This window comes from Tianweitania sp. (genome assembly GCF_032053605.1).
GTDB lineage: Bacteria > Pseudomonadota > Alphaproteobacteria > Rhizobiales > Rhizobiaceae > Tianweitania.
The window spans coordinates 1-10,397 of sequence record NZ_DAMBUH010000113.1 but is presented as its reverse complement, the minus strand read 5'-3'; the positions used below and the strand labels follow the sequence as shown (position 1 = coordinate 10,397).

The following is a 10,397-nucleotide window of genomic DNA, read 5'->3' as shown; positions in this document are numbered from 1 at the left end:
CGGGCAGGGCCGCCGGTGGCGAAACGAGCCGCTTTCTTGGGGTCGCGGTTCTTGCCGCGCGGGGGCTTCACGTCGATCGAACTCCAGCAGTCGCCCGCTTGTGACATAGCGCACGGGGTGTCGCAACGCTCCCCAACGTCACAGTTGCGACAGGAAGAGCGGGCTCAAGCCTGCGAGCGATAAACGGCGATAGCTGCTGCCAGGTCTTCGAGCGCCGCGCCCACAGACTTGAACAGCGTGATTTCGTCCGCGCTTTGCCGGCCTTTCGCAGTTCCGCGCGTCAGGTCGAACAGGTCGCCGACGATCGCACCTTCGCTCAACGCACCGGATTGCAGCGCCTGCACGATATCGCCGGCTTCCTTCGTCGCGCCGGCTTTCGTATCGACATAAACACGCGCTCGGACAATCGCCTCGTCATCGCTTTCGCGCATCGCCGGCGTGAAGGCGCCGACCAGATCGACATGCGTGCCAGGCTTCAGCAAAGCGCCCTTCACCAGCGGCACGGTGGACAAGGTCGCGCAGGAAATCACGTCGGCCTGCGCTTGCGCCGCATCGAGATCCTCTGCGACCTCAGCCTCAAACCCATCCGCCTGTAATTGTTCGACAACCTTCGCCGCATTGGCTGCGGTGCGGTTCCACACGAGAACACGTCCCAGCGGCCGGACCGCACGATGCGCTTTCGCAAGATGCACGGACAAGGCACCAGCACCGACGATCAGATGCGTCTTGACGTCTTCGCGTGCGAGGTAGCTCGCCGCCAAGGCCGACGCACAGGCCGTCCGCCAGACCGTGATCTTCTGCCCGTCGATCAGCGCCTGCGGCTCGCCGGTCGCCGCATCGAGCAGCAGATAGTTGCCCATCACAGCGGGCTTGTTGATCGCGTTGTTATCCGGCGAGACCGTCACGATCTTGATGCCGATATGGCCGTTCTCGGACGTGCCGACGGCTTTCAGGTCGCTCCAGGCAGGCATCAGGAGAAGCGTGGCGTCGGCGCCGTCCGGCCGCTCCACCGTATGGTGGTGGCGCACCGGCTGCACGGCGCCGTCATGGAAGGCGGTGCGCAGAACCTCGATCAAACCCTCATAAGACAGCGCGCGGTCAACCGCTTCCGGTCCGATGATGAGCATGTCTGAATTCCTGAATGGTAGTTTAAGTGCGGGCGAGAGCCGTGCCTGTCGCGGACGCCGAGACCGGCGCGGTCGGCACTTCATTGGCGCGGTTGGCCACGACGCGCAGATTGTCGACCTCGAGCCCGCGCTGGCGCGCCAGCTTGCGATAGCGATGCTGCGCAAGCCAGGTCGCAAAGCTGCCGATCAGCGCGCCGATGATGAGCATCAGGAACAGGTAGATGAAGAACGGCATCTGGATCGTCAACGCGGGATTGCCGGGATTGAACGGATCCATGGTGAAGGGCACCAAAGCGCGATTCGCGACTGCGAGCGCAATCAGGATCACCGCGATCGGCACCACGATCACGACCATGAAAAAGCGCGTCAGCATGCGGCTTAAACCCTCGAATCCAAGTTGAACAGGTGTGGCGTTAGGTTGAAAACCTAGCCGTCACTTCTCAACATTCAAGCGTTCGCGCAATTCCTTGCCGGTCTTGAAGAAGGGGATCCACTTTTCCTCGACCTCGACGGACTCGCCCGTGCGCGGATTACGGCCCGTGCGCGCCGGCCGGTTCTTCACCGAAAACGCGCCAAAGCCGCGCAGTTCGACGCGGTTGCCGGTCGCCAGCGCATCGGTAATCTCGTCGAAGATCGCGCTGACGATGTTTTCCACATCGCGCAGGAAGAGATGCGGGTTCTTGTTGGCAATGATCTGAACGAGCTCGGACTTAATCATCGGAACGGAACTCTGCGGCTAAAGTGTCAGGAAGTATAAGGGGATGAGGAGCTGGCTGAGCAAGGTTTCAGCGGGCTGGCGATGTGTCAGCAGGGTGCCAGAGCGAAAGCAGACCGTCAAGAAAGAGGTGCTCCCCGCCGACTTCGCCAAGCAGCACACGCACCGTTTCGCTCAGGCTTTCGCGACCGGTCAAACCCGCGCGTGAACTGAAAAGCGAAAACCAGCCGTCCTCTTCCTTCTTCTTCCATTCCACGACGAGCAGATCCGCATCGACGCCCTTGGTGCCGAGCCAGGCAACGGCTTCGCGCTCGCCGCCCAGCTCGTCGATCAGCTTGTTCGTCAGTGCCTGCCGGCCGGTGAAGATCGAACCGTCGGCGAGCCGCAGCACCTCGTCGCGCGGCATGCCGCGGCGTTCGGTCACCAGGTCCACGAACCAGTCATAGCTGTCCAGGATCATGCGCCGCATCATGGCGCGCTCTTCGTCGGTGGTCGGGTTGAACGGGCTCGGCTCTGCCTTCAGCGGCGAGGATTTAACCTCTTCCAGCTTGATGCCGAGCTTGTCCATCAGCCCGGTCACATCCGGAAACTGCACGAGCACGCCGATCGAACCGACAATGGAGGATTGCCGCGCCACGATATGATCGGACGCGCTGGCGATCATGTAGCCGGCAGAAGCGGCCAGCGTACCGACCTGCGCCACAACAGGCTTCTTCTCCGCCAGCCTGCGGATTTCCTCGTAGATGGCCTCGCCGCCGGCGGTGGTGCCGCCAGGCGAGTCGATGTTGAGGATCACGCCTTTGACCGCATCGGCCTTGCGAATGTCGTCCAATCGCTCGAGCAACTCGTCGTCTTCGGTGATCGTGCCTTCGATCTTCACCTTGGCGATGTGGCTGATCGGCCCGCTCGTGAACTCACCGTCCGCCGACAGGAACCGCGCGCCGGCGATGACCACGCCAGCCAGGATCAGGATCGTCGCGATGCGCCAGAAGCTCAGCTTGCGCCGCAGCCTGCGGCGGTCGATCAGGTCGTCGGCTCGGCTGGCCATGGATCCCTCGGCACGTGCGGATTGTTTTCGCTTCTCTAAAGCAAGATCGGCCGGATGGAAACGCTTTGGCTGACCGATTGCCAACGGCCTGACGGCCGCGTCGGTAGGAAAGTTACTAGGCCTTTCTTCTGCAACGGAGATGCCTTAGTTTTCACGTAATACATATTGATATATTGCGTGATCTTGAGTGATCAGTCCGGTCCGACTTCTGCATCCTTCCATGGATGCCTGGCGGTTTCGAACGGGCGATACTATCTCAGCGTTTTCATTCGCGTGCCTTTGCCTCGTCCGAGGTGAAATACGCGGCCAAGGCAAGGATCCGTGGGGCATGAGCAATACCGCCATGGTTGATCAGACCCAGGCGCCCCAGAACATGGCGGCATCCAGCCTGCACACGACGGGCGGCCAGCATCCGGCAGCCAGCCTGCATCCGACTGAGCGCGTCGATGCGCAGTTCGCCAGTGCTGCCCGCCATTCCAGCCGTGTGCGCCTTCTGAAGATAGCGTTGCCGCTTGCTGCCTTGGTTATGGCTGGTGCCTTTGCGGCCTATTCCTTCTTTTCCTCGCCGGTGGCGATCGGATTCGACCTGTCGAGCACGGCGATCCGCGACGGCAAGCTGGTGATGGCGGCACCCAAGCTCGAAGGCTACACCACCGACAATCTGCCTTATGCCATGACCGCCGCACGGGCCGTGCAGGATGCAACCAACACCAATGTGATCGAGCTCGAGGATATCGACGCCACCGTGCCGATGACGGATGGCACGCTGGCCAAGATCGATGCGCGCAAGGCAACCTATGATCGCATCAGCAACACGATCAAGCTCAACGATCCGATGACGCTGTCGACCGATGACGGCAAGTCTGCTACTTTCCAGTCAGCCAATATCGACATGGGCAAGGGCACGCTCGTGACCGAACAGCCGGTCGCGCTCCGCATCAAGGGCGCGTCGATCGATGCAGGTAAAATGTCGATTGCCGAGAACGGGAAAGTGATCGTCTTCGACAATCGTGTGCAGATGAATCTTGACCCGGGGCGATTGAATGCGGAAAGAGCAGGAAGTGCGGGGACCCAACCAAATGAATAGCCTGCTTGTTCGTTTCTCGATCGCGGCGCTGGCCCTCGTGGCAGCGGCCGGAACCGGTTTTGCGCAAGAGTCGCAAAGCCGCATGACCAGCCTCAACCTGTCCAATGATCAGCCGATCCAGATCGAAAGCGACAAGCTGGAGGTCCGGGACAATGATCGTCAGGCCATCTTCACCGGCAATGTCAGCGTCGTGCAGGGCCAGACCCTGATGAAGGCTGGCAAGATGACGGTTTATTATGTCGGCCAGGCCATGGCGCGCGACGGCAAGAAAGAAGAAAAGCCTGCCGAAGCGAAGCCTGCCACCGGCGCGACGCCGGGTTCGGCCGACATCGAGCGCATCGAAGTCGACGGCAAGGTTTACGTGAAGTCGGAAAGCCAGGTCGCCACCGGCGACCGCGCCACCTTCGACATGAAGTCGGAAGTTCTGACCCTGACCGGCAAGGAAGTCGTACTGACCGAAGGCGAAAACGTGATCGTCGGCTGCAAGCTCAATGTGCAGATGAAGACCGGCCAGGCGCAGCTCGATGGTTGCGGCGGTAGCCAAAGCGGCGGTCGCGTCAAGATGCTGCTGCAGCCCGGCTCGCAAAACCGCTAGGCGCTGATTGTCGATGGCTTCCAGACAGGGTTCGGCCACCAGCGGCCGGCCAGCTTCCGCTTCCGCGCCGGTTGAACGGGATGCCCTCAAGGGCACCCTGATCGCGCGCGGGCTTACCAAGAGCTACAAGGGCCGCACCGTCGTCAACGGCGTGTCGATCGGCGTGCGCGCTGGCGAGGCCGTGGGCCTGCTTGGGCCGAACGGCGCCGGCAAGACCACCTGTTTCTACATGGTCACCGGCCTCGTTCCCGTGGATCGCGGCACGATCGAAATCGACGGCTTCGATGTCACGGCCATGCCGATGTATCGTCGCGCCCGCCTCGGCATCGGTTATCTGCCGCAGGAAGCCTCGATCTTTCGCGGCCTCAACGTTGAAAGCAACATCCGCGCCGTGCTCGAAATGATCGAGCCGAGCCGCAAGCAGCGCGAATACGATCTCGATGCGCTGCTGGAAGAGTTTCATATCACCCATTTGCGCAAGGCGCCGTCCATCGCGCTGTCGGGTGGTGAACGCCGCCGCCTGGAAATCGCGCGCGCTTTGGCGACGCGGCCGAACTTTATGCTGCTTGACGAGCCCTTTGCCGGCATCGATCCGATTGCGGTCGCCGACATCCAGCAGCTCGTGCGCCATCTCACCGCGCGTGGCATCGGCGTGCTGATCACGGATCACAATGTGCGTGAAACGCTCGGTCTCATTGATCGTGCTTACATCATCCATGCCGGCGAAGTGCTGACGCACGGCCATCCGCAGGACATCGTCGCCAACGCCGATGTGCGCCGTCTTTATCTCGGCGAGAGCTTTACGCTTTAGTCTTCGGCCCATCCTGCTGATCGTGCGGCATTGGCCAATCACGCGATACAATTTCGGCCGGTTGGCTTGACAAGCAAGAGCCGGGCCAGTTCAGTTCAGCGCGTGTCTTTGAGCACGCGCTGAGCTGGAGGAAATGCGCGGATGGGTTTGGCTGCCAGGCTTCAGCTCCGTCAGTCGCAATCTCTTGTGATGACGCCGCAGCTGATGCAGTCGATCCGGCTGCTGCAGTTGACCCATATCGAACTCGATCGCTTCATCGATGATGAAATCGAACGCAATCCGCTGCTTGAACGCGCGTCAAGTGAGGAGGGGGGCAGCAGGCCCGAGCCCTACGAAGCCGACGTGTCGCCTCCGCCGGCAAGCGACGATCCAGCCACCTGGTCGGCCGAGACAATCGCCGACCAGCTCGACACCTCGCTGGAAAACGTCTTTCCCGACGATCCCGGCCGCGTCGAACATGTCGATCCGACCTTGTCCGCACAATGGAAGTCGGCATCAGGCGCCGCGAGTGGCGGCGCAGGGGAGGGCGTTGATCTCGACGGCATGGCTGCGACGGGCACCACACTGCGCGACCACGTTGCCGGCCAGATCGCATTCGCCTTCAAGTCTGCCACCGATACGGCCCTGGCCCACGAGCTGGCCGACGCGCTGGACGAGAACGGCTACCTCGCCATGCCGCTTGACGAACTCGCCGAAAGCCTCGGCGTCACTCAGCGCCGCCTTGAAGCGGTTCTATCGACCTGCCAGACCTTCGAGCCCGCGGGCATCTTCGCCAGGGATCTGCGCGAGTGCCTGGCGCTGCAGCTGCGCGTGAAAGACCGCTTCGATCCCGCCATGCAGGCGCTGATCGCCCACCTCGAGCTTCTCGCCCGCCGCGATTTTGAGACGCTACGCCGGATCTGTGGCGTAGATGATGCCGACCTCTTGGACATGATGGCCGAGATCCGGGCGCTGGATCCTCGTCCAGGCCTCGCTTTCTCCGGCGGCACATCGGAAATCGTCGTGCCGGATGTCCTGGTGAAGCCTGCCAGCGACGGCAGCTGGGCCATCGAGCTCAACCCGGATGTCTTGCCGCGGGTGCTTGTCGATCAGTCCTATTACGCGGAAGTGTCCCGCCACGCGCGATCGCCGGCCGACCGCACCTTCCTCACCGAATGTCTGCAAAGCGCCAACTGGCTGACCCGCAGCCTCGACCAGCGCGCCAAGACGATCCTGAGGGTATCGATCGAGATCGTACGCCAGCAGGACGCCTTTCTGATCAACGGCATCCGCCACCTCAAACCGCTTAACCTGCGTAACGTGGCCGACGCCATCGGCATGCATGAATCGACGGTGAGCCGGGTCACCTCCAACAAATATATGCTGACGCCGCGCGGCGTGTTCGAGCTGCGCTTTTTCTTCACCGCCGCGCTTCAATCGGCAGAGGGAGGAGACGCCCATTCCTCTGAAGCCGTGCGCGACCGCATCCGCCAGTTGATCGAGGAAGAAGCGGCATCCGAGGTTCTTTCGGACGATTCGATCGTCGAACTTCTGCGCAAGACCGGCGTCGATATCGCCCGCCGCACGGTCGCAAAATACCGTGAAGGCATGAACATCCCGTCCTCCGTGCAGCGTCGGCGCGAGAAGCGCGCGCAGAGCCGTTCAGCCGCGGAATAGGCATATCAGCTGAATTGAAAATACTGTGAGCACCTGCTGCGCTGCAACATGGAACCTTGGCATTCCCTGTGCCTTGATTGACAATGAAACGGTGAGTCACTAGAAGCCGCCCCGCATGAGGCGGGTGCCTTTGGGCTGTTTCATGCCTCGGGATCGTTTGAGCCCGAGCGTGAACTAGGCCTACCCGGCGAAGAAGCGGCCGGCGGCTCCTGTGGACACGGTGGCGAAGCGTTTCGCATACGTGAGTGAAATCGGGAAGAAAGGTCTGCTTCACATGAGTTTGCGCATTTCCGGCAAGAATATGGACATCGGCGAGGCCCTGCGCGGCCGCATCGAAACCCGTATCGGCGAAGCGATCGAGAAATATTTCGACGGCGGCTTTTCCGGCCACGTCGTGGTGGAAAAGGCGGGATCGCGCTTCAATGCCGACTGCATGATCCATCTCGACAGCGGTGCCGACTTGCAGGCGAGCGGCCAGGCGCAGGATGCGATCCCGGCTTTCGAAGCTGCTGCTGATCGCATCGAGAAGCGTCTGCGCCGTTATAACCGCAAGCTGAAGTCGCGCAGCCCGCAGAACGGTGCTGATATCCTGCCGGCCGAGGCCATCTCCTACACGGTGATGGAAGGGTTCTCGGACGAGCACGACGAGGAAATCGCGGAAGACTATGCGCCGGCGATCGTAGCGGAATCGACCGTTTCGCTGCGCACCATGTCGGTGGCGGATGCAACGGTTGCGCTTGACTTCACCGACAGCCCTGTTGTGGTGTTCCGCAACGCCGGCAACAGCCAGGTCAATGTCGTGTATCGTCGTCCGGACGGCAATATTGGCTGGGTCGACACGGGCTCGGCAGCCAAGCGCTGATCGGAAGTATCAGAGGCCGGCACGTGAGCGCAAAGCCCGCGTGCCGGTTCAATTGAAGGACCGCGTTTGAATGGACTTGAGCGATCTGATCGAGGTTTCGGCAGTGCTGCCGGCCTTGAAGGCCAATTCCAAGAAGCAGTTGCTACAGCTTCTGGCGGAAAAGGCCGCATCGGTAACGGGACTGCCGGAACGCGCGATCTTCGAAACGATTCTGCAGCGTGAGCGCCTGGGATCGACCGGTGTCGGCAACGGCATCGCGATCCCCCACGGCAAGCTGGCAGGCGTCGAGCGCATCACCGGCGTTTTTGCCCGCCTGGAGCAGCCCGTCGAGTTCGAAGCGCTGGACGATCAGCCGGTCGACCTCGTTTTCCTGCTTTTGGCACCTGAAGGCGCTGGCGCCGATCACCTGAAAGCTTTGTCGCGGATTGCTCGCGTACTGCGCGAAGGCGAGACGGTGCGCAAGATCCGCGGCACGAAGGACGCCGCTGCGATCCACACCTTCCTGGCGCAATCGCCCACATCCAACGCGGCCTGATTATAAATCCATCAGACATGAAAAAGGCGGCTCAGTAGCCGCCTTTTGTTTGAATAGGATAAACCCGCTTAGTGGATGCTGACCGGCGTCAGGTCGTGCTGCATGGCGCTTGCCAGTGCGCTCGACTTCTCGTCCGTCAGCATGATCGGCTGGCCATTGGCCGCAAACAGTGCCCAGAGGCGCAGACCGGAGTCGATTTCCGGCAGGCCCGGAAACTTCGTCTTCAAGTCATCGCTGTCGATCTCGCGCATATAGGCCACGACGCCTTCGCCGAGATGGGCGAACTGCGTTTCGGTCAAGGAGATCTTGTTTTCAACTTCAGTCATATCAGCCTCCTGTCTGCGGGCCGTTGTGGTCAAACCAACCCGTCAACGAGCTATCGGTTCCAGAACACCGGGTCCGGTGCTTCACTCTGTCACCGCAATGTTAATCTTGCGTACAAGCCGCTCCGGTTCAGGGCGGTCGAGGTCGATGGCGAGCAATCCGTTCTTGAGCGCCGCACCGGTCACCCGCATTCCGTCGGCCAGCACGAACATGCGCTGGAACTGGCGGGCCGCGATACCCCGATGCAGGAACTCGCGATCACGCTCGTCGACCTGCTTGCCTCGGACGGTCAGCTGGTTTTCCTCGATCGAAATGTCGAGATCGCTTTCGGCGAAACCGGCGACAGCCAGCGTGATGCGCAGGCGTTCAAGGCACCCGTCAGAGCCGCCGAGACGTTCGATGTTGTAGGGCGGATAGCCGTCGCCATTCTTGGCGATGCGTTCCAGCGTCTTTTCCATCGCGTCGAAGCCGAGCAGCAACGGGCTCGAAAACGGCGTCATGCGCGACATAAACTGTCCTCCTGGAGAGCGACGATTAAGTGAGAAACCCTGATGGCATTTCTCCCGATGGCCCTGATATGGTCCGCCACGATTTCTGATTCAAGAACAGGAGCCGGGGGCATCCATGACCAGGCGTAAAATCATCATCGACACCGATCCCGGCCAGGACGATGCGGTTGCGATCCTGCTGGCGCTGGGCAGCCCCGAACTCGACATCCTCGGCATGGTGGCGGTTGCCGGCAACGTTCCCCTGGCGCTGACCGAAAAGAACACCCGCAAGATCTGCGAACTGGCCGGCCGTCCGCACATCCCCGTTTATGCCGGCGCGGTGCGTCCGCTCGTGCGCAAGCTCGTCACGGCCGAACACGTTCACGGCGAAACCGGCCTCAATGGCCCGGACCTACCCGAACCGACTATGCCTTTGCAGGAACAGCACGGCGTCGATTTCATCGTCGATACGCTGATGCGCGAAGAGCCCGGCACGGTCACGCTGTGCACGCTGGGTGCGCTCACCGATGTCGCCATGGCGCTCGCCCGCAAACCCGAGATTGCCCCGCGCATCAAGGAAATCGTGATGATGGGCGGCGGCTTCTTCGAGGGCGGCAACATCACGCCCACGGCCGAGTTCAACGTCTATATCGACGCCCACGCCGCCGAAATGGTCTTTGGCGCCGGCATTCCCATCACCATGATGCCGCTCGACGTCACCCACAAGGCGTTGAGCTCGCCCCAGCGCATCGCTGCGATCCGCGCTCTTGGCACCAAGGTCGGAGAAGCCACGGCAACGATGCTCGAATTCTACGAGCGCTTCGATGTAGACAAATACGGCAGCAAGGGCGGTCCGCTGCACGACCCTTGCGTCATCGCCTACCTCATCCAGCCCGACCTGTTTTCCGGCCGCCACTGCAATGTCGAGATCGAAACCAGCTCGGAACTCACCTACGGCATGACGGTGGTCGATTGGTGGGGTGTTACCGATCGCAAAAAGAACGCCACAGTCATGCGCGAGATCGATGCCGACGGCTTCTACAAGCTGCTCGTCGAGCGGCTGGGAAGCCTGTAGGCACCGCCAACGGAAGGCCCGCCCAAATCACGTCATGCGGGCACTGTTGGCGGCCGCACAAGACACAGCAAAGG

At 61.6% G+C, this 10,397-nt stretch carries 13 protein-coding genes; 7 read left to right on the top strand and 6 right to left on the bottom strand.

What is annotated here, in order from left to right:
* Window positions 1-164: 164 nt before the first annotated feature.
* From RTX98_RS17725 to sppA, 4 genes are all read right to left on the bottom strand, one after another.
* Window positions 165-1,127, bottom strand: a complete 963-nt coding sequence (locus RTX98_RS17725) for an ornithine cyclodeaminase family protein (RefSeq protein WP_312798126.1) — start codon at window positions 1,125-1,127, stop codon at window positions 165-167.
* Between the two features lie 22 nt (window positions 1,128-1,149).
* Window positions 1,150-1,500 carry a LapA family protein gene (locus RTX98_RS17720; RefSeq protein ID WP_312798125.1) on the bottom strand — a complete coding sequence of 117 codons (351 nt, stop codon included), beginning with the start codon at window positions 1,498-1,500 and terminating at the stop codon, window positions 1,150-1,152.
* Window positions 1,501-1,560: 60 nt separating this feature from the next.
* Window positions 1,561-1,845 (bottom strand): integration host factor subunit beta, encoded by a 285-nt coding sequence (locus RTX98_RS17715; protein WP_312798124.1) that lies wholly within the window; start codon window positions 1,843-1,845, stop codon window positions 1,561-1,563.
* A 67-nt stretch (window positions 1,846-1,912) separates the two neighbouring features.
* Complete coding sequence (sppA, locus tag RTX98_RS17710) at window positions 1,913-2,890, bottom strand: signal peptide peptidase SppA (protein ID WP_312798123.1); 978 nt, start codon at window positions 2,888-2,890, stop codon at window positions 1,913-1,915.
* A 328-nt stretch (window positions 2,891-3,218) separates the two neighbouring features.
* Here sppA and lptC point away from each other — a divergent pair, with 328 nt between their 5' ends.
* The 6 genes from lptC to ptsN all read left to right on the top strand — a co-directional run bounded on the left by lptC (window position 3,219) and on the right by ptsN (window position 8,436).
* Window positions 3,219-3,977, top strand: a complete 759-nt coding sequence (lptC, locus tag RTX98_RS17705; protein ID WP_312798122.1) for an LPS export ABC transporter periplasmic protein LptC — start codon at window positions 3,219-3,221, stop codon at window positions 3,975-3,977.
* Window positions 3,970-4,572 carry an LptA/OstA family protein gene (locus RTX98_RS17700; protein WP_416223163.1) on the top strand — a complete coding sequence of 201 codons (603 nt, stop codon included), beginning with the start codon at window positions 3,970-3,972 and terminating at the stop codon, window positions 4,570-4,572. Before lptC ends, RTX98_RS17700 begins: the two co-directional genes overlap by 8 nt.
* Before the next feature lie 13 nt (window positions 4,573-4,585).
* On the top strand, window positions 4,586-5,383 hold the full coding sequence (gene lptB / locus RTX98_RS17695; RefSeq protein ID WP_312798121.1) for an LPS export ABC transporter ATP-binding protein: 798 nt from the start codon (window positions 4,586-4,588) through the stop codon (window positions 5,381-5,383).
* Between the two features lie 141 nt (window positions 5,384-5,524).
* Window positions 5,525-7,039 carry an RNA polymerase factor sigma-54 gene (rpoN, locus tag RTX98_RS17690; RefSeq protein WP_312798120.1) on the top strand — a complete coding sequence of 505 codons (1,515 nt, stop codon included), beginning with the start codon at window positions 5,525-5,527 and terminating at the stop codon, window positions 7,037-7,039.
* Window positions 7,040-7,313: 274 nt separating this feature from the next.
* Entirely contained in the window at window positions 7,314-7,901 is a 588-nt protein-coding gene (gene hpf / locus RTX98_RS17685) for a ribosome hibernation-promoting factor, HPF/YfiA family (protein WP_189503948.1), read from the top strand.
* Between the two features lie 70 nt (window positions 7,902-7,971).
* Window positions 7,972-8,436, top strand: coding sequence for a PTS IIA-like nitrogen regulatory protein PtsN (ptsN, locus tag RTX98_RS17680; protein WP_189503946.1), 465 nt, complete (start codon window positions 7,972-7,974; stop codon window positions 8,434-8,436).
* Window positions 8,437-8,504: 68 nt separating this feature from the next.
* Here ptsN and RTX98_RS17675 read toward each other — a convergent pair whose 3' ends face one another.
* Both RTX98_RS17675 and RTX98_RS17670 read right to left on the bottom strand, forming a co-directional pair.
* Window positions 8,505-8,762 (bottom strand): DUF1150 family protein, encoded by a 258-nt coding sequence (locus tag RTX98_RS17675; protein ID WP_189503945.1) that lies wholly within the window; start codon window positions 8,760-8,762, stop codon window positions 8,505-8,507.
* Window positions 8,763-8,843: 81 nt separating this feature from the next.
* A complete protein-coding gene (locus RTX98_RS17670) occupies window positions 8,844-9,269 on the bottom strand; it encodes an Hsp20 family protein (protein WP_312798119.1) in 426 nt (141 codons plus the stop codon).
* Window positions 9,270-9,384: 115 nt separating this feature from the next.
* Here RTX98_RS17670 and RTX98_RS17665 point away from each other — a divergent pair, with 115 nt between their 5' ends.
* On the top strand, window positions 9,385-10,323 hold the full coding sequence (locus tag RTX98_RS17665) for a nucleoside hydrolase (protein WP_312798118.1): 939 nt from the start codon (window positions 9,385-9,387) through the stop codon (window positions 10,321-10,323).
* Window positions 10,324-10,397: the final 74 nt, after the last annotated feature.